The 22241-nt window shown below is 34.7% G+C and carries 27 protein-coding genes and 1 pseudogene; 5 read left to right on the forward strand and 23 right to left on the reverse strand.

Annotated elements, in window-relative coordinates; all coding sequences use genetic code 11:
• Window positions 1-13: 13 nt before the first annotated feature.
• Window positions 14-604 (reverse strand): hypothetical protein, encoded by a 591-nt coding sequence (locus tag AABL52_RS15730; RefSeq protein WP_340421809.1) that lies wholly within the window; start codon window positions 602-604, stop codon window positions 14-16.
• A 276-nt stretch (window positions 605-880) separates the two neighbouring features.
• On the opposite strand from AABL52_RS15730, the gene AABL52_RS15735 reads away from it, so the two are divergent.
• Window positions 881-1075, forward strand: a complete 195-nt coding sequence (locus AABL52_RS15735) for a hypothetical protein (RefSeq protein WP_341517897.1) — start codon at window positions 881-883, stop codon at window positions 1073-1075.
• A 797-nt stretch (window positions 1076-1872) separates the two neighbouring features.
• On the opposite strand, the gene AABL52_RS15740 is transcribed toward AABL52_RS15735, so the two are convergent.
• The 7 genes from AABL52_RS15740 to AABL52_RS15770 all read right to left on the reverse strand — a co-directional run bounded on the left by AABL52_RS15740 (window position 1873) and on the right by AABL52_RS15770 (window position 6472).
• On the reverse strand, window positions 1873-2484 hold the full coding sequence (locus tag AABL52_RS15740) for a hypothetical protein (protein WP_341519730.1): 612 nt from the start codon (window positions 2482-2484) through the stop codon (window positions 1873-1875).
• A 106-nt stretch (window positions 2485-2590) separates the two neighbouring features.
• Entirely contained in the window at window positions 2591-3127 is a 537-nt protein-coding gene (locus AABL52_RS15745) for a C1q-like domain-containing protein (RefSeq protein ID WP_061679487.1), read from the reverse strand.
• Between the two features lie 243 nt (window positions 3128-3370).
• Window positions 3371-3682 (reverse strand): hypothetical protein, encoded by a 312-nt coding sequence (locus tag AABL52_RS15750; protein ID WP_341517898.1) that lies wholly within the window; start codon window positions 3680-3682, stop codon window positions 3371-3373.
• On the reverse strand, window positions 3664-4686 hold the full coding sequence (locus AABL52_RS15755; protein WP_341517899.1) for an anti-sigma factor: 1023 nt from the start codon (window positions 4684-4686) through the stop codon (window positions 3664-3666). Before AABL52_RS15755 ends, AABL52_RS15750 begins: the two co-directional genes overlap by 19 nt.
• Window positions 4676-5176: a sigma-70 family RNA polymerase sigma factor gene (locus AABL52_RS15760; protein WP_341517900.1), complete on the reverse strand. Its 501-nt coding sequence runs from the start codon at window positions 5174-5176 to the stop codon at window positions 4676-4678. Before AABL52_RS15760 ends, AABL52_RS15755 begins: the two co-directional genes overlap by 11 nt.
• A gap of 632 nt (window positions 5177-5808) precedes the next feature.
• Entirely contained in the window at window positions 5809-6060 is a 252-nt protein-coding gene (locus AABL52_RS15765) for a DUF3947 family protein (RefSeq protein WP_061678419.1), read from the reverse strand.
• A gap of 58 nt (window positions 6061-6118) precedes the next feature.
• Window positions 6119-6472 carry a hypothetical protein gene (locus tag AABL52_RS15770; protein WP_341517901.1) on the reverse strand — a complete coding sequence of 118 codons (354 nt, stop codon included), beginning with the start codon at window positions 6470-6472 and terminating at the stop codon, window positions 6119-6121.
• A 1198-nt stretch (window positions 6473-7670) separates the two neighbouring features.
• On the opposite strand from AABL52_RS15770, the pseudogene AABL52_RS15775 reads away from it, so the two are divergent.
• The 3 genes and pseudogenes from AABL52_RS15775 to AABL52_RS15785 all read left to right on the forward strand — a co-directional run bounded on the left by AABL52_RS15775 (window position 7671) and on the right by AABL52_RS15785 (window position 9571).
• A pseudogene (locus tag AABL52_RS15775) lies at window positions 7671-7951 on the forward strand (site-specific integrase).
• Window positions 7952-8080: 129 nt separating this feature from the next.
• Window positions 8081-8395 carry a thioredoxin family protein gene (locus tag AABL52_RS15780; protein WP_166704314.1) on the forward strand — a complete coding sequence of 105 codons (315 nt, stop codon included), beginning with the start codon at window positions 8081-8083 and terminating at the stop codon, window positions 8393-8395.
• A 294-nt stretch (window positions 8396-8689) separates the two neighbouring features.
• Complete coding sequence (locus tag AABL52_RS15785; RefSeq protein WP_000380387.1) at window positions 8690-9571, forward strand: cation diffusion facilitator family transporter; 882 nt, start codon at window positions 8690-8692, stop codon at window positions 9569-9571.
• Here AABL52_RS15785 and AABL52_RS15790 read toward each other — a convergent pair.
• From AABL52_RS15790 to AABL52_RS15810, 5 genes are all read right to left on the reverse strand, one after another.
• Window positions 9561-10196: a phosphatase PAP2 family protein gene (locus AABL52_RS15790; protein WP_000833365.1), complete on the reverse strand. Its 636-nt coding sequence runs from the start codon at window positions 10194-10196 to the stop codon at window positions 9561-9563. The two genes, AABL52_RS15785 and AABL52_RS15790, sit on opposite strands and share 11 nt — an antisense overlap.
• A 77-nt stretch (window positions 10197-10273) precedes the next feature.
• Window positions 10274-11029 carry a sporulation protein gene (locus tag AABL52_RS15795; RefSeq protein ID WP_341517902.1) on the reverse strand — a complete coding sequence of 252 codons (756 nt, stop codon included), beginning with the start codon at window positions 11027-11029 and terminating at the stop codon, window positions 10274-10276.
• A complete protein-coding gene (locus AABL52_RS15800) occupies window positions 11011-11832 on the reverse strand; it encodes a serine/threonine protein kinase (RefSeq protein ID WP_098239212.1) in 822 nt (273 codons plus the stop codon). The genes AABL52_RS15795 and AABL52_RS15800 overlap by 19 nt, the downstream gene beginning before the upstream one ends.
• Window positions 11832-12014, reverse strand: a complete 183-nt coding sequence (locus AABL52_RS15805; RefSeq protein ID WP_000473374.1) for a hypothetical protein — start codon at window positions 12012-12014, stop codon at window positions 11832-11834. Before AABL52_RS15805 ends, AABL52_RS15800 begins: the two co-directional genes overlap by 1 nt.
• 110 nt (window positions 12015-12124) lie before the next feature.
• The gene (locus tag AABL52_RS15810; RefSeq protein ID WP_000658451.1) at window positions 12125-12304 is read right to left on the reverse strand and encodes a YozD family protein; all 180 of its coding nucleotides are present in this window, start codon (window positions 12302-12304) and stop codon (window positions 12125-12127) included.
• A gap of 150 nt (window positions 12305-12454) precedes the next feature.
• Here AABL52_RS15810 and AABL52_RS15815 point away from each other — a divergent pair, with 150 nt between their 5' ends.
• A complete protein-coding gene (locus AABL52_RS15815; RefSeq protein WP_000456535.1) occupies window positions 12455-12622 on the forward strand; it encodes a DUF3930 family protein in 168 nt (55 codons plus the stop codon).
• A gap of 4 nt (window positions 12623-12626) precedes the next feature.
• On the opposite strand, the gene AABL52_RS15820 is transcribed toward AABL52_RS15815, so the two are convergent.
• The 10 genes from AABL52_RS15820 to AABL52_RS15865 all read right to left on the reverse strand — a co-directional run bounded on the left by AABL52_RS15820 (window position 12627) and on the right by AABL52_RS15865 (window position 21929).
• Window positions 12627-13289, reverse strand: a complete 663-nt coding sequence (locus AABL52_RS15820; protein WP_000101496.1) for a hypothetical protein — start codon at window positions 13287-13289, stop codon at window positions 12627-12629.
• 188 nt (window positions 13290-13477) lie between these two features.
• Window positions 13478-13693 (reverse strand): YozE family protein, encoded by a 216-nt coding sequence (locus AABL52_RS15825; protein WP_000750725.1) that lies wholly within the window; start codon window positions 13691-13693, stop codon window positions 13478-13480.
• A 72-nt stretch (window positions 13694-13765) separates the two neighbouring features.
• Entirely contained in the window at window positions 13766-14038 is a 273-nt protein-coding gene (locus AABL52_RS15830) for a YokU family protein (RefSeq protein WP_000995761.1), read from the reverse strand.
• Window positions 14035-15456, reverse strand: a complete 1422-nt coding sequence (ablA, locus tag AABL52_RS15835) for a lysine 2,3-aminomutase (RefSeq protein WP_341517903.1) — start codon at window positions 15454-15456, stop codon at window positions 14035-14037. The genes AABL52_RS15830 and ablA overlap by 4 nt, the downstream gene beginning before the upstream one ends.
• 210 nt (window positions 15457-15666) lie before the next feature.
• The gene (rocR, locus tag AABL52_RS15840; RefSeq protein WP_341517904.1) at window positions 15667-17052 is read right to left on the reverse strand and encodes an arginine utilization transcriptional regulator RocR; all 1386 of its coding nucleotides are present in this window, start codon (window positions 17050-17052) and stop codon (window positions 15667-15669) included.
• A 98-nt stretch (window positions 17053-17150) separates the two neighbouring features.
• Complete coding sequence (gene ablB / locus AABL52_RS15845) at window positions 17151-17996, reverse strand: putative beta-lysine N-acetyltransferase (protein WP_340421784.1); 846 nt, start codon at window positions 17994-17996, stop codon at window positions 17151-17153.
• Window positions 17993-19261 (reverse strand): peptidase, encoded by a 1269-nt coding sequence (locus AABL52_RS15850; RefSeq protein WP_000436668.1) that lies wholly within the window; start codon window positions 19259-19261, stop codon window positions 17993-17995. The genes ablB and AABL52_RS15850 overlap by 4 nt, the downstream gene beginning before the upstream one ends.
• 15 nt (window positions 19262-19276) lie before the next feature.
• Window positions 19277-19939 carry a CoA transferase subunit B gene (locus AABL52_RS15855; protein ID WP_340421781.1) on the reverse strand — a complete coding sequence of 221 codons (663 nt, stop codon included), beginning with the start codon at window positions 19937-19939 and terminating at the stop codon, window positions 19277-19279.
• Entirely contained in the window at window positions 19924-20622 is a 699-nt protein-coding gene (gene atoD, locus AABL52_RS15860) for an acetate CoA-transferase subunit alpha (RefSeq protein ID WP_000208105.1), read from the reverse strand. The genes AABL52_RS15855 and atoD overlap by 16 nt, the downstream gene beginning before the upstream one ends.
• Complete coding sequence (locus AABL52_RS15865; protein ID WP_001205889.1) at window positions 20619-21929, reverse strand: aspartate aminotransferase family protein; 1311 nt, start codon at window positions 21927-21929, stop codon at window positions 20619-20621. Before AABL52_RS15865 ends, atoD begins: the two co-directional genes overlap by 4 nt.
• Window positions 21930-22241 lie beyond the last annotated feature (312 nt).

The raw sequence follows: 22241 nt of genomic DNA on the forward strand, positions 1-22241 counted from the left end.
GTCTACTTACAATCTAGTAAAACAGTTTTGGTGTTAAATCTGTATTTTGTAATTGTGCACTCTCACCGCTCGGAACACAGCTTGTGGAGAATAAAATTGGGATATCACAAATGTCATCGTTCATTACATCATGAAATACATTTGCAGCAACACCAGTAAATGTTTGACATAAATTTGAAATATCATCGTTAAAAAATTGAATCACTTGTGCAGCAAAAACTGGAAAGACAACATTTGATCCACCAGGAAGCTGCGGCTGTACAACAACTTGTTCAAAATAAGGATTATTTTCTAACGCCACTTGAAATAAATGAGCAATTTCAAATGCATCTAATGGACATGGAAGTGGATTTACAATGTCATTTTCATTATTCGTTACAATAACTGTTACACTTACATTCCCAAATTCTACAAAAGATTTTAGAAGCGTTGCTAACGCTATCGCTTTTTCATTACTTAACGCATGCACTAAAATAATATAATTCCCGCCAACTGGAATTAGCGGACCAACTGAAACGGTTGGATCTGCACCAATTGAATTTTTTAACTCATTGAAATATGTGATCCACGGTGGTGAAAGCTGAGCTTGTACATTTTCTTGCACTCTTTCATTACCTCCTAATACAATTCTTACTATTATAATATGTATCAAGGAAAAAAGTGTATTAGATAAATTACTTATTTTTTGCTTTTACCTATTATATCGATTAAACATTTTATAAAAAATTCTCAGTTTCCAATGCATTTTTCCACATTTGCACCACGCCATAAAACCCCATATCATTATCAACGCAACTAAAATTTCATATTATATTAATACGCCTTTATAATCTGAACGAAAAAGTGCAGTATAAGATACTGCAGATGAGGAGCTGATTTCATGAAAAAAGAACCTATCGTGGTCAAAGTTCCACCAAATTCAAAACTAAAAGTTACATTTTTCGGTCCTTGTAACGAGGTAATTACAAATGTTTCTATAATTAATCAACTTTCCACACCTAAGTGTCAAACTATTACGCAATATCCAAACTATAAAAAATACGAGACTGAAGTACGATCATTATCCAGTTGTTAATCTGTTTTATTCATAGTCCTAACTATTTAGGTAGTTAACTAAATAACTTCGATAAAAGACTAAAATTACTCATTTCATGATATTCCATTGATAATCTATTGATTTTTCACACGTTTTTATTAATTGAGCATATATTATCGTATGGAGATTATCCACTCATAAAACCTATCTTTCTTTAGAGCGTACCGTTTGTGTATGCTCTTTTTTTTATTTCCCCCTCATACTGTACATATAACCTGTTCACTTTTATATTTCACCTGTGGTAATCCACCTGATGTTTATAATCCATGTGAACTCAACAATACTCCTTTATTTATTATACTTTCACTACTCTGTTACATTAGTGTATTCATTCGAGCATTATATTCATCTAATATATTCCCCTTCTAAATTGACCAAATATGTATTAAAATCCTTTTACCTATGTTAAAATATGTAATTTCTATATAGTAAAGAATAAAACCGTAAAATAACTAGCAAATGTAATGCTAAAGGACTTTCACCATCATGTTACTAGTTTCGTTGTACTCTTTTTATTATCTGTAGAAGATCTAATAGCCCTTTCAACCTCAAAACTGCAAAAAATTATTTTGAAAATTTATCTTTCATTTTTTATGTTATACCTTATTGCTGTTTTTATTTTCACTTTCATCATTACTTCCTAGCATGCGAAATGCTCCTGAAATAAACTACATTCAACCTATTTACTTATATATTTTAGAAAAACAATAATAATACCCCCACCATTTGGTAAAGGGGATTAAGTAAACATATTGAAAAGTATTTTATTCTATTCGCTATTTAATTGGCGAAGGAAATCTTGCAGCTTCAAAATGAACCGTATTCAAACCATTAACATTTTGAACAATTACTCCAGCAACACTACTCTCAGCAAAAACTTCAACTGAATCTCCTGCTTCTAATTGTAGAATAGACGTTACTGAAACATCATTATTAAAAAATACCCCGGTCCCAAAGAAATCATTATCTATTGCTATTGCTGGATTTCCATTCACACGAATTTCAACTCTAGCTCTGTAATTTACATTAAAATCATTTGGAGAGAATGTTATATTTCCTAATACATTATATACACCTTTCGTCTTCGGAATAAAAATAGATGTTGCTGAGTTATATTCATTTGCTAGATCAAACTGTTCATTTTGAAATAATACTTTAACTGAAGTATTTTCAGGAACAGGTTGATTCATTGTATTTACAGCTCTAAATGCAGACGCTCTTACAAGATTTTCTTTTTTATCATCACAACAATTCACTTTTACATACTTTCTATCACATTGACTATTTTTTCTGAAGCAATCATGACTTTTCTCTTTGTAACCTTTACAATACTTGCAGTAATAATAAGACGTAGTAAGTCCCCCTTTAAACTTATTATTACATACTATGAAATATAGATTAGAATAGATTGGACAAACTGCTACTATTTTCAATTGAATAAAATATCCCCACCATTTTGGTGAGGATTACCCTTTATCTTCTGTATACTCGACTTTATTTAATTGGCGAAGGGAATCTTGCCGCTTCAAAATGTGAGCCGTCTTCCGAGGTACTTAAAACTCCGTCTATGCTACTTTGTGCATAAACCTCAACTTGATCTCCTTCATTCAATTGAATAATCGTCGAAACACTTACTACATTTCCAAAACTTATTGGACCAAAAAAATCATTATCTATAGCTATTGCTGCGTTTCCATTCACACGAATTTCTACACGAGCTCTATAATTTAAGTTAAAATCGTTTGGAAAGAAACCAATCGTTCCAATTATAGAGTAAACCCCTCTAGTCTTCGGAATAAAAGTAGACGTTGCCGGATTATACTCATTTGCTAAATCAAATTGTTCATCTTGGAACAATACCTTTACAAAAGTATTGGCAGGAACCGTTTGATCCACCGTATTTCTAGCTCTAAATGCTGATGCCCTTATAAGCATGTCCTTGTTGTTATTACACTTACTCGTGTTCTTACAACAATCATGCTGTTTCTTTTTATACTCTTTACAAAACTTACAGTAGTTATAGCAAGACATACTAGTTCCCCTTTCATGCTTATTCCTACATATTATGTAAGACGGACTTGTAATGTTTGGACGAGCTATTATTTTAGTACTATACTTGCCACCTATTTTATGTGTACGTGAGCGAAAAAGATATCAATAAAAACACAACCTAGATGTATAGTGCACTCCATTCAAATTTGATAGATTCTTCTCTTATTTATTTTACTTTCAATATAAAAAAGAGCGAATCTACATTCGCTCTTTCCCACATATTTATGGCCCAAAACTTATTATCCAACCTAACATAAATCCAAAGAAAGCAAACAGTAGCATAAAAACAAATAAACTACAAGCCCACAATGCATATTTTCGACTTTTTCTTTTTGTGATCATCCCTACAACTGAGCACACCACTCCAATACCAACTATTTGTAGAAAGCCTTTACCTATAAATGCTTCTTGAATAAGCAATATAATGTTCAAATACATTAGAGCTAAAAAGGCAATAATTAATGAAATAGTCCCCATCCACGATTCTTGTTTATACATATGATTCTTTCTTTTTTTTAAGAATGCCAATTCCATAACCTCGCTTCACCTACTTTCAATTTTCTAACTTTTTCGTGGCTCATTAATTTTTCAACTTCTCCTTTAGGTCCAGTTACAACTGCCCCATAAGTTTTCACCCCATTTTTTTCAAGGAAAGAAATTCGCTTTGACAACTCTAATACTTTCGCTCTAGATAGCTTCACTGCTAAATTTTCATGCTTCTGCAATGACTTTAAAACAGTAATAAATTGTTCCTCATGAGGTGAATCACTTTCAAAAGCACCACTTGGACTTGCAATCATATCTGCTGGGAAGCCAATCGGGGCTACATACATACCCTCATCATTCGTTTGCTTCTCCTCTAATCCTGTATTAACGGCATACCAAACGATATCAATAGTAGGAAACATATCTGTTACTTCTTGTACACTTAATAATTCCCTAAAAGATACAAATGCTTCTACAACAGACTCTTGCGGAAGACCCTTTAATACCTGTGCTTCTTCGCTACTATTATAGGACGCATTATAATTATTAGGATGAGACAATACTTCGTTATCTATATACGGGATTTCTGGAATTTTTTCATCTGTTGTATATTCACGACTTACTTTCGTTGCTGTACTTAATAAATAATCTGTTTTCTCTTCTCCTATTCGAATATCTTTCTTCCCTATCCTTTTATACAAATCAAAATGCAATTGTAAACTAAGTGGTAACAACGTTTGCTCCATGTCCCTATCTTTCAAAAATACATTTGGTTCTGTTACACTTAACGTTTGATTTACTACATTCCGTATCTCCATCGCGTTTGTAGGTGCCAATGTATAATATAAAAGTGTAAATATATATAAAATAGGTTGAATGAGTAATAAAAAAGTAAATACAATTAAAACATTTGTAATACGCGCTCTTTTTTTACCTATTTTCAACACTTGCTCTTGTTTTCCATCAGGTAGTGAAGCCGGTCTTTGCTGAAAAGCTTCTTGTAACAATTCTTTATAATCATCTTGTTCAGAATGAGGTTTATCATTTGTCATTTTGACTCTTTTCCTCCTTTAACAATTCTTTTAATCTCTTTCTCCCGCGAAATATGTGACTTTTATACGTGTTTAACTTTAAATCTAATACAGATGCACCCTCTTCGTACGTTAATTGATGTACGTCACATAATAAAATAACTTGCGCCTCCACCACTGGTAAAGTATGAATAATCTGAATTAATTTTTCATAACTATTTTTTGCGACCACGTACTCTTCTGTGGATTCCCCTGCTTGTATTGTCTCTAATTCCTCCGTTCCTACAAAGGTTACTTTTTTCTCTTTCCTAATAAAATCAATAAACGTATGATATGCCACTTTAAATAGCCATGATTTTACCTTTTGGTTTTCATAGTCTTCTAAATAAAGATACGCCCTATAAAAAGTCTCCTGCATCAAGTCCTCCGCTACGTGATGGCTACGAGAAAGGGAAAATAAATACCGGTACACATCGTTTATATAAACCTTATATATTTCTTCAATCTCCATCCCCCTCCTCCTTTCATATATAACACGAATAAAGAAATTAAAAAGTTGCATTATTTTTTCTTTTTTATTAATAAAAAAGAAATTTTATACATTTCAATAACTATTTACAATTATAAACAAAATATAAGATATTATGGCTGTAAATATCTTTCAAAACCAGCCAAAAAACGATTCAGCTGTTCTCTTAATCTTGTAATTTGATAGTCATAGGACAATCATACTGTATGATATAACCACAGATAGAACTTCGTTGTTGAATCTTAACCTGGTTCGCGTAAATAAACCTTCATGTTTCTTTTCATGCAAAGCCACTAGTCATCATTTGTCATGATTAGATAATTCCCATTCTTTTTTTAATCGATATCTTCTCATCAAAAAAACTCCACTTGTATTATGTACGGAGATTATCTCATCGGTTATTTACAAATTGTAGGTGCGGACTATTTGACGCTTATACATACACAATTTCATCCCCCTCAATTGTCCCCGTCATTTACGGGCAATAAGACTCACACCTCAAAATTCGGCACTTGCAAGAAAGTTAGGCGGGAGCCGCGCTGCTCATAAAATTCGATTGGTGAGGGCTAATAACCGATTTTGGATGCCCGCCCCATACTGATTGAACTTTCCATTTATAAATTAAATACAGTTCCATATGGGATAGTAAGAAAAGAACTTCCATACGGTGTAATAGGTTGCACTGGATAAAAATATTCCATGGATGAATAATATGGCTGGATACTTTGTTGCTGCATTTGCATTTGTTGTTGCATTTGTAACGCTTGTTGAACAGCTTGAACTGTACTTTGTGCTCCACTAAACGTTATTGATGTACCATACGCTGGGCGTATACCAGCTTGAGAAACATAATATGAATAAAACATTCTCCCCACTCATTTCCATTTCATTTATTAAAAACTGTTAAGCTACTTTACTTTCGTCTTATCCCCAAGAGAAATGATAAATATATTCCCCCGTTACACTTTGATTAATCCCAATAATTCTAGCAAACCTCATTAAGTCCGCCCCCTGAAGAAAATACATCGCAAGCATAACTGGTACTTGTGACCACATAAATTGATAAAACTCCTCGACTCTCTGGTTTGTTGAAACAATTAGATCATTTACAGGCCCTTGATTCCATACAGAAGTTCTAACTGAATTAAACGGAAGATCTTTCCCATTAACGACTATTCGTGCCATGCTTTGAGTTATATCCACATCAATTCCCTCCATCATTACAAAAATCGGACCTGTGTATTTACTCCTATTGTTATAAATATTCTTTACTTTCATAAATGTCTAAGGCAAATCTCTATTTTTCACTTCTATTCAAATTAATTTATTTATTAAAGTAAAAAACAAATGAATTTTTAGTATTCAACTCCCGCAACTTGCATGACATTTAAATCTTTTATAACCTTGTTCACTTTTAACAATCTGATATGCAAAATTACATATCTTATTATCTCAATATCACTTTATTAACTACACTTTAATAAGAATCCATTTAAACACCCTGATAAATCAACGTTTGTAAATTAATTCCTTATTCAGAAATCCACCCCTTTATCCTTAAACACTATATTCGAATAATTATATTGGAATTTCTTGTTGTATACACATCTATCTTTTTCAGGTATTATATACGAGAAGAGTAAGGTAAGAGTTACTCTTTGCCATTTTAGGAAAGGTCCTGTTGGAAACAACAGGACCTTTTTTCGTATAATTGCATTTTCATTTATTTCCGCCTTATAACTATTTCATTATTTATCAAAAACACTATGCTCACGTATCATACATCTGTAAATCAATGAATATGCATGCCCTTTACAAAGAAAATAAACAAGCACGTTATTCGTCGTTTTAACGATAGCGCGCTTCACTCATCTTCATTATTTTGTTTCTTTGATTTTTCATTCTCTTCTTTCTGAGCTTTCTCCACTGCTTTTAAAAACACTTCCAATGCTTTTTAGTATTATTATCATTTAGTGAGGATAGATCACCTCCTCTTAGAAAGTATTCCATGATTACCAAGCTCAATAAGAAACACAAAAGCAACGGCACTCATGCACCGTTGCTGATTATATAAAATGAATTGGTATTTTTGTTTCTTTACCCATTTCAACAACCTAATTCCCCCTGACTTCTTAACCGCTAAATAATTCCCAAAATGTTCTTATGATCCCTTACGCGTTCCACATCATGTTTTTTCTTTCACTCTATACAATAGAGTACAGCAATTTCCCCTCTTGTTAGTCACGTTTCTTTCACCCACATTACTTTATTTGGTTGTAATTATTGCTGGGACTCAGCTAACTCCGCCCTAATCTCTTCTCTCACAACTTCACGAATAAATTCTTATAACGATTCCTCTAAATTCATACATGCATCCCCTACATCATTTTTTAAATTTCCTGCTTGTTGTTTAATTCACTCATAAAATTTATGAGTGATCATCCACCGTTTAACTTTTCTAAGTACCAGAAAGAGATTGCTTGTTTTATCCGACATTACATTTCAGTCGCTTCATAAACATCTCATAAAAATATGTGAGGAAAAGAACGTTATGACGATGGCTATCATGAATACAACTTGATTTACTCTACTTATAAAGGCAATCCAAGCAATTCAGAAGTTTGACACAGCTCATGAAAAAGCTTATAAAGAAAAGTAAGGTTCCTAATATTCGTTTCTAGGATTTAAAAGATTACAAGTAAACGTTTAGTAGGTATCACACTGGACACTTACCAAGATGTTGTACCAGAAATTTAAGAAACTGCGGTGGATCAATTTGCAAACCAATTATTCGGAAAGAAAACTCTCGTTAGAAGTTTTCATTTCACAGCAAATACACCAACTAAATAACCAAAAATATTAATAGTGAAAAAGGAGAAACAAATCATGAAAGAAATCAAATCAGAACAGGAATTCAAAGACATCATCGCAAGTGAGGAGCCAGTAATTGTTAAGTTCTTTACTACATGGTGTCCAGATTGCGTACGTATGGACAACTTTATCGGAGATGTAATGGAAGAGTTCAATAAGTTTGAATGGTATTCTATTAATAAAGATGAGTTCCCAAGTATCGCTGAAGAGTATCAAGTAATGGGTATTCCAAGTTTACTTGTATATCAAAATGGCGAGAAGCTAGGTCACTTGCATAGTGCTAACGCAAAAACTGAAGAGCAAGTTACTGAGTTTTTAGAAGCATACTAAGATGAAAACCCTCTGAAAAATATTTTCTAGAGGGTTTTTATTTTGCCCAATCATCTTTCAGCAGTGTAGTATACTGATTCATCATAATACATGTACCCTTTCACCTATCTCTCGATCAAAATCGCGTTTACACCCTAACTTTGCACTTTACAACATATTTTTCCTTCACGAAACTTTGTTATCCCCTTCTTAAAAAGCTAAAAAACGTCAACAATGTTTGTATAGACCCACACGAGTTTCGTTTGGTACTCTATTTATAGAAGGAAATTCCTTGTAGAAAGGTGAGTGATTAAAATGGATACTCTTTCTCATAAAGAAGCTGATAAAGGTGCAATTGTCAGCATTATGGCCTACATATTTTTATCCTCTATGAAAATCATCATCAGTTATATTACCCTCTCTAGCGCATTACGTGCTGACGGTTTAAATAACTTAACGGATATCGGTGCTTCTTTAGCAATATTAATTGGTTTAAAAATTTCTCGTAAACCTCGTGACCCAGATCATCCTTATGGGCATTCGCGCGCAGAACAAATTGCATCACTTGTTGCTTCTTTCATTATGGCAACGGTCGGTTTAGAAGTTGTTATTAGTGCCATTCAATCTTTTTTAAATCCGAAACAAGCAGCGCCTAATGTACTTGCTGCATGGGTAGCCTTATTTTCTGCTGTCGTTATGTACTGTGTGTATTTGTATACGAAAAAGGTTGCAGCACGCACAAAAAGTAAATCATTAGAAGCCGCTGCAAAGGATAATTTATCAGATGCTCTCGTAAGTATCGGTACAGTAGTAGGTATTGTCGGTTCACAGTTCCAACTGCCTATTTTAGATCCTATTGCCGCTTTACTTGTCGGCCTTATTATTTGTAAAACTGCATGGGAGATTTTCGTAGAATCTTCTCATATGTTAACAGATGGAATCGATCCAGATAAGATGGAAGAGTACGCTGGTGCTATTGAACATATTGGCGGCGTGGAAAACATCGTAGATATTCGCGCTCGGATGTACGGAAATCAAACGTACGTTGATATTACAATCGAGGTTGATGCTCGTATGGATGTTGGTGAAAGTCATTGTATTACTGACAACATCGAGGCTATGCTCCGGAAAAAGTATGGCATTTACCACGCACACATTCATGTTGAACCAATGGAAAAAGAACCTATTATGACATAGGTTCTTTTTTAATGAACGTTTTATGAAATATAACACATAAAACGAGCCAGCTACCGCCAGCTGCCCATCCTGCTAATATGTCAGATGGATAGTGCACGCCAAGATAAATTCGGCTAACTGAAATAGATAATACAACAAAGCTCGCTATAAAAATAATCAACAATTTTTTATGCAATGTAATACGTTCTTCTGTAATTGTGACGTATGCAATAAATCCTAAAAAAGCAGTAGCATTCATCGTATGACCGCTCGGAAAACTATAACCAGTTGCCGTAACAAGCTGCGTTACATCAGGTCTTGCTCGTTCGTACCATAGTTTAAGCATACTGTTTAAATAACGAGATCCATAATAATTAATTGTTAGAAGTAATGCACTAAGCAACTTTTTTCTAACGAGAAAATACATTACAAGAATGATGAGTAACGGAAAATATATTCTTTTGGAACCGATAAAAGACACCCAAGTAAAGTAGGCTGTCAAGTAATCGTTTCGAAAGCTTTGAATAAAATGCGCGACTATATTGTCAAATTTCTCAATACAAGCGGTATGATACGAAAGTGATAATACGACAAAACAAATGAGTAGCGTAAAACTTAACAAGTATAAATGTCGATATCGTTTCACATACATAACCTCACTATGCAAAAAAATGGAGCGGTTGTTTTAGTTTTCCTCTCCATCTCTTTTTTATGCATAGTTTATTAAAAAATATAATTGTTAATTTTTTCTTGCATTGTTGGAATATCTTCGTTCGTTACTGTAAAGCGAACCACTTTCTCGTCAAGATCAAGCGCTTCCGCAAATAAACGTGCTAATCCGCGAGATTTTCTGTCTACTTCCATAATAATTTCTAAGCGATCGTAAGCGCTTGGTAAGATTAATAATTCTAATTCATCTAATTTCCCATAATACTCTCCGGAAACAGGAACAAACTCAAATTCTTGTGCAAACGGAACTTGCTTACGTAATCGATACGGTAATTCTTCACATTCTATATGGCGCGCTTTAAAACCTAATTGATTTACACTCTCTAACACACTATTTAATAGTGCATTGGGCAACACTTGAATGTAATCACGATCACTTGGATCTATACTGCGTTTAATATCAAGACCTGTATGCACCCAAACTGTTTTCATTCCAAGTGTAAGCGGCGTTTCCACTGGCATTATAAATGAAAATGGAATTTCTTTTTTTTCATTCGGCTCAACAGAAAAAGGTTCTGTTAACTGAACTCGCTCTAGATCATAAGTTGCTGTTACTTTTTTATCATCCACTTCTCGTACATACGATGTTGATAACGTTAAGTAAATGCTTTCAATTTGTTGGCTAACTGAACCACCAGTTATATGAACCTTACCTAGTATCTCTTCTCCAACAATATACTCATCTTTTTCAAGAACTGTATCTACTTTTGCATTACCAATACCAACGCTTGCTAAAAACTTTTGAAACATGGATCCTCCATCCTTTCTAAAGCAAAAGCTACATCTTTTTTTAAATCTTGTACATTCTCATAGTATGGCATTTTTATTTGTAACATTCGCATAAGCATTTCACGGTTATAATTTTCCAAAGTTAATTCGTCATACCATGGTTTTTCATGTTTTTCATTAGATTCATAGCCTGCATATAATAAAAATAACGAGAAATGACCAAGCGCATAAAAATCACTACGAAAGTGAACTTCTCGCATCAAAGCTTGTTCACCTTCGTAAGTTGTAGCTCGTTCATCACCCTCACCCTTTAATTTAGCTAATCCAAAATCAATAATACTAATTTTATTTTCTTTCATTAATATATTCGGAATGCGTAAATCTCGGTGGATAATACCTTCACTATGAAACACCGATACAATTTCTAATATTTCATATAAGATTTTAAAAACTTCACGTTCTGTATATACATGCCCATCTAAGAAAATATAATCTTCGAAATTTTCGCCTGGCATATATTCCATCACAAAAAAGCTTTTTTTCTCCCATACGAAATGATCATATAAACTAGGAATTGCATGATGATTTAATGTTTGTAAAATCATTTTCTCTTGTTCAAATGATTTTCTACCAGACTCATACCTTTGTTTACTTTGTCTTAATTGTTTTAAGACTTTATATCTATTTATTTGTAAGTCATTAACGACATATGTAACCCCATAACTGCCCATTCCAATTACTGATTCAATTTTGTAACGTTCTGCAACGATTGTATTTTTTCGCAGTGGTCTATCAAATAAAGCTAGTATACGACGCCATTTCATCAGCTACTTGAAAAGAAGCTACGGCTTTTACGCTTTCTTTTATAATGTTGATGCCCATAACCAGATGAACGTCGTTTATAATCGCTACTTGAATAAGAGCGACCTCTATGGCGATAATCACTACTAGAATACGAACGATATTTTTTCCTACCTAATAAAGAATCAATAATTTTTTTGAACATCCCTTCACCTCTTGAGTAAAATTTTCTTTTAATTATACCAACTATTACCGACTATATTTGTGACAAGTTTGTAAAGAGTAAAAAACGACGAGTTAAGCCCGTCGTTACTTTCACTCATCCTCTTCATCAAACACTTCATCAATCATACATTTCTCTAATAAGTACTCGAATGTAATATCTGCGAGATCTTCAATTTCTTCTCGTTTTGGGACGTATCCTCTTTCAATTAGTTGCTCATAAAAAAACTCCGCAATCTCTTCCGTATCAATTACGACTTCAATTTCCTTCATGAGCATCACTCCTTTATTTCTGTTTTATGAAAAAATCTCAAAAATATGTATATGAGATTAGAAAAATAGTTTTTCTTTTTTTATAGGTCATATCCTTTGGACGAGATGCATACGATGGTAGTACAAGCTATCAAAAAGGGGGATTTAATTATGGAATACCAATATGAGGTAGAACAAGAAGTAGGGCAAACAAAAGAAGAGTTCATGCATGAAGATCAATGGGCAGACTCTCTTATTAAATGGCTTTTTATTTTTTTAATAATTGTAGGCATACCTTATACTGCATATGTTGTTGTTCAATTCATTCTCTCTTTCTAGTTAACTATTTTTTCTCTGTCAATTTAACTAAATAATTATGAACAACATCCATAACAATTTTGTATTCTTCATCTTTAAATGTATCAAATAACAATTGATAATCGTTATAAATATCAAGTAATCCATCAATGATTTCTTGACGATTTGTCTTAACACTCACTTTTTTTGAGTTGTTAATTGACTTTAATTTTCCTAAATCTAATTTATTCATACCAGCTTTATCTTGTTTCATTTTCTTCAAAATTGCATTTGCCGTTTGAGCGTTGGCAAGTAGCGTTAAATCTGATTCATCTGCTTCTAACCATTCACCATCCGTAATTCGTGACAATTCATATATTGTATCTTCCCATGCGTCATTTTTATATCTCCATACTTCTGTACGAAAACCAACAATTCGAAACACATCTTTATCGTATCCTGTTACTTGCACGAGATCACCAAATGTGAAATTATAATTTAATTCAATCCATTCAGTTTCACCCTTTTTCATGTCTTGCTCTGAAACGTGCTGCAATGTTTGCTCTACGTAAAATCCATCATGATTATTGACTTCGTATACGTAAACTCCATCTAATACCTTCATATTTGTGATTTTACCAACGGTTCCATATAGCGTAATCACGACTATGTCCCCTACGTTATATTTAGGTTGCTTTTTCCTTGCCATCTATATCTCTCCTTTTTTTGACGTCGTGATTTTGATAACAGTATATGCAACCTACATAAAAACGCTTATCACAGAAGCGTATATTCATAAATTTTTTCAATAAAAAATATCACCATATGAAAATTTGTTTACAACGTAAAAAAAGCTAGCAAATAGACTAGCTTCACGTCAGAATTTTCATATTGTTTTTATCTCTCTTGTATGTATAAATCCCAAGCTTCATCAAATATAGACATACTTTCTAGCATTCCACTTAATTCTAAGTATGAACTAATTTCATCGTAATCTTCAGATTGCTTCGGAAAGCTTAAATCATCGTACATTGCCTCTGCTAAATTCGAAATTTCATTACTAAATAAAGCGGCACGATGCTTCATCATATAGTGGTAAAATGTCTTTTTCAAAAATATTCCCTACCTTTCTAACTTGGATACATTATACAAGGCAAAATAGAAAAAAACCAGCATAAAAGCTGGTTAAAAGTCGAAATAATTTCTTTTTAATAGACGTGGTCTTCCCATTAATTCTTCATATGTTAGTTGTTTTGGTAAATCTTTCGTATAAATTAAAAACAATTGATCTTCTATTTCTTTCACTGTTTGATCTGCTTGATAGTCCATACCACATGAGGAACAAGAAATGCATGGTGTCTCTTGGATTTCAATGGCTTTCGTACCATCTGGTAATTCCCAATATACAGTATTCAAGCTTTCTTTCGCTTCTGTACTGTCACACCACATACAATTCATACTGCATCACCCTCATTTTTTTTGTCGTTTTCTTCTAATTTAGCCATTTGCGATTGATACTTTTTATCTTTAAGTTGATCGCGCTTATCACGTTTATCTTTTAGCGATGCATGAGTGTCATTATCTTCATAGTCTTTACGACGACTCATACGCTGTAAGTCGTCTGGAACAAGGTTGAATTTCTTATCACTCATAAGACCTGCGATACCAACATCTGAACGTTTTTCTTCATAGTTTGGATAGATTTCTTTAAAGTACCCTTCTGCTCTTCCAGGGATATAGCTCTCTGGCTCTGGATACGTTGTAATAACACCTTCAAAGTTACGAAGCACAACTTTATCTGCACTTTGCGAAATTAAATAGTTTGGTTGAAGCGCAATTTTCCCGCCGCCTCCTGGTGCATCAACAACAAATGTTGGAACCGCATAACCAGATGTATGACCGCGTAAACCTTCAATAATTTCAAGACCTTTAGATACTGGTGCACGGAAATGACCAATACCTTCAGATAAGTCACATTGATAAATGTAGTATGGACGTACACGGATTTTTACTAAGTCATGCATAAGTTTTTTCATAATTGGAACGCTGTCGTTAATACCAGCTAAAATTACTGCTTGGTTTCCAATTGGAACACCAGCATTTGCTAGCATTTCACATGCCTTTTTCGATTCCTCTGTAATTTCAATAGAAGTATTGAAATGTGTATTCAGCCATACTGGATGGTATTTTTTAATAATGTTACATAAGTTTTCTGTAATACGCTGCGGGAATACTACCGGCGCTCTCGTTCCGATACGAATAATCTCGACATGCGGAATCTCTCGTAAATTTTTTAATACATATTCTAAAATTTTATCGTTAATAAGAAGACCGTCACCACCAGAAATTAATACATCTCGTACTTGTGGTGTATCACGAATGTAACCAATTGCATCATCTAATTGTTTCTTCGGCACACCCATTCCAATTTGTCCACTAAAACGACGGCGTGTACAGTAACGACAATACATAGAACATTGATTCGTTACTAAGAATAATACGCGGTCAGGATAACGATGCGTTAACCCTGGAACTGGTGAATCTTCATCTTCATGAAGCGGATCTTCTAAATCATATTTTGTTTTATATAACTCTTCCGAGATCGGTACAGATTGCATCCGAATCGGACAGCGTGGGTCATCAGGATTCATTAGCCAAGCATAGTACGGTGTAATATTTAACGGGATCGTTTTTGTTGAAATTCTAACACCTTCTTCTTCTTCAGGTATTAAATTAATCACTTTCTTTAAGTCATCCAAAGTTTTGATCGTATTCGTTAATTGCCAAACCCAGTCATTCCATTGTTCTTCAGTAACATCCTTCCACAACTCGATATCCTTCCAGTGACGATTTGGTTTGTATACATCATGTAACATTGCTATTCCCCCTTTTTATACGCTCATCCTTTATATAAGCAATAGTTATGCCAACTTTACATTATTGATAAGTAAATGTACGGAGAACGCTATTACATCAGCAAAAAAATATTTGTAAGCACTGTATGAAATCCATACATACTATCATATTCATTACTTTTTATATATGTAAACGCTCTTTTATTGGTGCAAACACACAAAAACCGCCAATTATTCGGCGGTTTTGTCGTACTTACTCAGTTTATATTGCAGCGTTTGGCGAGGGATACCTAACATTTTTGCAGCTTGTAATATATTACCTTCCGTTTCAATTAACGCTTGATCTATTAATTCCTTTTCCGTTTGATGAAGCGCTTCTCTAAGTGGCAATATGCTCTTCTTCTTCGGAAGACTCTCTTTCCGAAATGTACGTGGTAAACAATTTGCTGTTAATGTATTACCTTCTGCAATTATGACAGCATGTTCAATCGTATGTTTTAGCTCCCGAACATTTCCAGGCCATTGGTAAGCTTCTAGTCTTTCTTTCGCTTCCTTATCCATTTGAAGTACACCTTTTTTATAACTTTTATTATATTCTTTCAAAAAATAAGACGCTAATAATAATACATCCTCAGTTCTTTCACGGAGCGGCGGAATATATAATGAAAAGACATTTAATCGATAATATAAATCAGTGCGAATTTTATTCTCTTTTAAACATATTTCTGGTGGCTGATTCATTGCGGTAATAACGCGAACATCTACTTTTCTCGTCTTATTATCACCAATACGACGAATAACACCATCTTCTAATACACGTAGCATTTTCGCTTGTAAATCGAGTGGCATGGAATTCAGTTCATCTAAAAACAATGTCCCTCCATCTACAAGTTCAAACAATCCCGCTCGTTCAATTGCTCCAGTGTAGCTACCTTTCGTCGTTCCAAACAATAAACTTTCTAATAGCGACTCTGGCAAAGCTGCGCAGTTTTGTGCAATAAACGGCTTGTTTTTCCGTTTAGAAGCTTCATGAATCGCTTGTACAAATAGCTCTTTCCCTGTTCCTGTTTCCCCATATATTAAAACATTTGCATCAGTTGGCGCTACTTTTTGTGCTAATTCTTTCGTCTGTTTAAACCGAGCATCATTCGTCACGATCGTCTCAAATGCAACATGCTTTTTGATTGCTTTTTTTCTAGATGACCGCTTTATTTTTGACTGCAAATCGACAATTGTCTCCGTAAGTTTTTGAACTGTGGAATAATCCTTTGCAATTTCAACAGCTCCAGCAATATTTCCATCTATAAAAATAGGTAACGTCGTATTTACTGTACAAATGTCTTCCCCATTTAAATTTTGATAATGTTGCACTTGATGAACGATTGGTTTTTTTGTATCTAACACTTTCATTAACGTACTTGTATCCCTAGATAAAGAAGGGAACGCTTCTAATAAATGTTTACCTAACACTTTTTCAATTTTTGACCCATCATGTTTTGCAGCTACGGTATTATAAAAAATTGTAATACCATTTTCATCTACTGCGTGTATAGCCTCATCAATACTGCCCAAAATCGCTTCAATGACTTCTTGTGTCGAAACTGCTAGCAATGTCATCCCCCCTCTTGCCGAAAATCCAGCAATTATATGCCGGATTTTCGGCATACCTATGTGCGATTATAAGCATGACGATTCCGTTCTATTTTTATACCGTACTATTTAGACAAATCTTTCACCCATATATTCATATCTTCCAGCTTATCGAAAATATAGCAATTGTTCGCCAGTCTTCCTGTATACGTATAACCTAACTGTTGAAAGGCCGCATTCATTCCAAAAGAAAGCGATCGAGCAATTGTATAGGAACAGAAAATCGATTTTTCTTGCAGTTCTTCTTCTAACTTAATTAGTAAACTTTTCATAAACCCATGCTTACGATATTCGGGTAAAGTAGCACAATTCGTTAATTCTGCATTCCCTTCTTTTATATTCATTTCTGCAGATGCTGTACTAATTATTTTCCCCTCGAATTCATACACATAGTATATTGTATCGTCTTCTTTCATCGTTTGTTTTACATAACTCGCTTCGTTTAAAGGAGTCGGATAAACTTCAAATACTTTTCCAAAGACAACGGCTAATTCTTCCGCGTCCTCTTCTGTCGCTTTTCTTAATAAAAATTTCTCTGGGACTATTTTTTCCTTTACTTCTTTTGCTTTAACACCGCTTAAGATGGTATCTTCCTCAGCCCAATGAATACTATTTCGTCTTTCATCATTAATAAATTTCACGAAGAAATATGCATCATGACCTTGAAAATAATGCGGTATTGTTGCTTCCAATAAAAAACCGAAAGAGAGCCATGTAGAAACATGCTCTCCCTTTCCTTTAATAATACATTTAGTGAAAGAATGCTTCTCTGCTAATTCGTCAATTGTTTGGATAATCCTCTCAATATTTCCTGTGTAGTGGTCTACTCGAATACGTTTATTAAAATAGTCTAAAACGCCTTCTACTGTATAGCCATTCGTCTGTTCTCTAAAAGATTCATAGTATTTCATTTTTTCACCTCACACCAATCTAGTAATGTACATGCAATAACTTTTGCGGCAGCTATCATTTTATCAACTTCTATATATTCGTTTGGATAATGTGCTACTTTCGTCTCTCCTGGACCAAATACTATCGTTGGTACACCTGCGATTTGTGTAAATAAACCTCCATCAGTCCCCCAAGGAGACGCTTCAATAATTGGTTTGTTCCCTTCGATTTCAACAAAGTTATGCTCGAGTGTCGTAATTAACTCATGATTTTCTTCTAGTTCACCAGGAACCCATCTCGCTCCAAACCATTCTACTTCTACAGGATTTTCAACAAACCAATTGTCCACATCATTTAATTCAGCGATCCAATTCTCGAACTCTTCTTTTGCTGCCTCTATAGTCTCATTCGGCGCAATACCACATCTTCCTTCTAAAATTAACGAATCCGGAACAGAACTTGGCCAGCTCCCACCTTCAATTTTTCCAATATTAATTGGAATTGGAATCGGGATTCCTTTAAATAATGGATCTGTAATTCGATCATTTCTCTTCTCCTCCAATTTTCTCAAATGATCTACAACAAACATACTTTTTTCAATTGCACTTACTCCTTCATAACGCGTTCCACCGTGTGCTGCTTTACCTTTCACATGTAGACGAAACCACATGGAACCTTGTTGTTTCGGGAAAAACTTCATATTTGTCGGTTCTGGAATAATGACACCATCCGCTTTATATCCTCGTAATATAGTCGCTAATGTTCCTGCCCCGCCGCTCTCTTCTTCTATTACACTTTGAAAATAAATATCTCCTTTTAATTCAATACCAGATTCAATAATGGCTTCCATCGCAAGCATTAGTGCGACATTTCCGCCTTTCATATCCGTTGTTCCACGACCATATATACGATTCCCTATTTGCTCACCACTATAAGGGTGATGGTCCCACTGATTCACATCTCCTTCTGGTACGACATCAATATGTCCATTTAATATCATAGATTTCCCGTCGCCACTTCCTTTTAAAGTTGCCACTATGTTCGGGCTATCTGAAAAACTTGTACGTGGTGATACAAAATAAGGATGATCTTTCATTTTAGAAAATGAAGGTTCCCAAATATCAAGATCTAAACCTAGCTCACGTAATTTTTCAATCACAATTGCCTGCGCACCACTTTCATCACCAGATACGCTTTTTTCTTGAATTAATCGTTTTAAAAATTTTACGCTTTCCTCTTCATGACTCTCGATATAATCACAAATTTTCTTTTTTAATTGCTCCATATATTACATCTCCCCTCATTCAATTACTAGTAAGTTAGAGCCAATTTTGAAATCAGCTTCTGTATGTTGTCTTATATCTTCCACAGTGTATGGGCTCATTAATTCTTGTAAAATGAGTCCACTCTGCGTCACTTCCATAACTGCCATATCCGTAATAATTAAATCTACACATTTCTTTGAAGTTAATGGTAATGTACACTCCGAAACAATTTTTGCATTTCCGTATTTATCGACATGATTCATCACTACAACGACCCGCTTCGCTTTTTGTGCCAAATCCATCGCTCCCCCAATACCTGGAACGCGTTTTCCTGGTACAATCCAGTTCGCTAAATCACCATTCTCACTTACTTGTAATGAACCAAGAATCGTTATGTCTAATAAACCTTTTCGAATCATCCCAAACGCTGTACAACTATCAAAATAGCTCGCTCCTGTAATAAGAGAAGTCGGTAAACCTGCTGCATTACATAAATTTTCGTCTTCATTCCCTTTTCTTGGCGTAGGTCCCATGCCTACAATTCCATTTTCCGCATGAAACATAACGTTTATATCGTCAGGAAGATGATTCGGTACAAGCGATGGTATACCAATACCTAAATTTACAATCATACCATTCTGTATTTCTTTCGCCGCGCGCCTAGCAATCTTATCTCTCACTTCTACGCCCATACCCATTTCCAATTCACTCCTTCCGACGGTACAATATAATTTACAAATACTCCTGGGACAACAATTTCTTCTGGATCTAAACTTCCAAGTGGAACGATTTCCTCTGCTTCTACAATCGTTATATCCCCTGCCATAGCTACGTGAGGGTTCATGTTACGAGCGCTTTTATCAAACACAAGATTACCAAACGGATCCGCTTTTTTCGCATATACAATTGCAACCTCAGCAGTTAATGCTGTTTCAACTAAATATGTCTTACCATTCATTTCAACTGTACGTTTTCCCTCTTCTACAATCGTATCAACACCTACATCAACTAATACGCCTCCAAGTCCTACACCACCAGCGCGAATACGCTCTGCTAATGTTCCTTGAGGGGAAAACTCGATTTGCAACCTTCCTTCGTTTAGCTGTCTTCCTGCATTTGGATTTGAACCAATATGTGAAGTGATTAATGATTTTACTCTTTCATTCGTAACAAGTCGACCGATTCCTACATCAGGAAATCCCGTGTCATTTCCTATTAAATTTAAATTTGTAACTCCTTTTTCTAAAATCGCCTGTATTAAAGATGGAGGGGATCCAATCCCCCCAAATCCTCCAAACATTAATGTCATATCATCGTGGAACAAAGAAATTACTTCCTCTATCTCTTTTAATTTACCGAATGTATTCGTAATAGTTGTCATGCGATACTATGCCCTCCTTTTTGCATCATTTCTTCTACACTTTTTGCAAAAATTGAAAGTAATTCATCTAACTCGGAATATGTAGTTGTCATCGGCGGTGCTACAAGCAGTGCACTATCTTCTTTTCCTGCTTGCCCTGAAACAGCTTGGTATAAAAGAAGACCATTTTTAGCTGCAACCGAAATAAGTTCCGACGCTTTTGTAAACGGTTGCAATTCTACTCCAATCAGCAACCCTTTTCCGCGTACATCAGCAATGATTGTCGATTGTTGCTGAACTTTCTGTAGTCCTTTTATTAAATACTCTCCTTTTTCTGCTGTTTTTTCAGGTAGATTATGTTTCTCCATATACTCAATAACAGCTAGAGCTGTTGCTGCAGATAATGGATTTGCACTTAATGTATGCCCACTCATAACTGAACGCGACCCACGTAAAATTGGCTCCATAACACGGTCACTTACAATCGTCGCTGCCATCGGTGTATATCCAGCTCCTAAACCTTTACCAAGAGTCATAATATCCGGTTCTACACCCCAATGCTCCATCGCAAACCATGCGCCAGTACGACCAAGCCCTGTCATTACTTCATCCGCAATAAATAAAATATCGTAATGACTACAAATATCTTTAATGACTTTATAATATTCTTTCGGTGGAACGACTGCGCCCCCAGCTGCTCCGATAATTGGTTCAGCGATAAAAGCTGCGATATGTTCTGCACCAATTCTTTCAATTGATCTTTCTAGTTCAGTCGCACAAGCAAGCTGACAAGTTGGATATACCTTTTGCACCGGACATCTAAAACAATATGGAGCTGGAATAGTTGGATAATCTTCTAAAATTGACACGAAACGTTGTCTGCGCAGTGGATGCCCAGACATTGATAAGGCTCCCATCGTAATACCGTGATAACTCATCCATCGTGACAAAATTTTATGTTTCCCTTGAATACCTCGCTCTTGAAAATGCTGGATTGCAATTTTCATAGCTGTTTCATTTGCTTCCGTACCACTATTCACAAAAAAGCTCCAGTTCAAATCTCCTACACTTAAATCGCTTAATTTCTTCGCTAATTTTTCAGCTGGTTCACTCGTAAACTGTGATCTATAAACGAAAGCAATCTCCTCTGCTTGCTTTTTGATAACGTCCGCAATCTCCTTTACGCCATGCCCAATACCTGCCGTAATTGCCCCTGACGAGCCATCAAAATATTTATTTCCGTTTTGATCATACAAATACACACCTTTTCCATGTGAAATCATTGGATACGGCTGACCAACAAGTGGTTTAATTAAGTAATCGCGCATAGCGCTCCCCCATTTCTCCAATTTGTATATATATATGAAGAAAATTGACGTTTCTTTCATAAAAAAGAACCCTCTGCGAAAGCAGTGATTTTATCAAAAAACTATTATAAAATATACAAATGAGTGCTTAATATTAATTTCGAAAACAGAAAATTCAGAACTTAAATCGAAGACCAACCCTTATCTATACGCTCAACTAACCCTCCTTTATATAAAATAAATGCTTCACTACATGTTTTCTTAACATAATGTCAGCTTCCCTCAATTGCCGACATTGTGTAAACTTCGACGAAACTCCCTTTAAACTCCTTC

Origin of the sequence: Bacillus paramobilis (genome assembly GCF_038096195.1) — a bacterium.
GTDB lineage: Bacteria > Bacillota > Bacilli > Bacillales > Bacillaceae_G > Bacillus_A > Bacillus_A mobilis.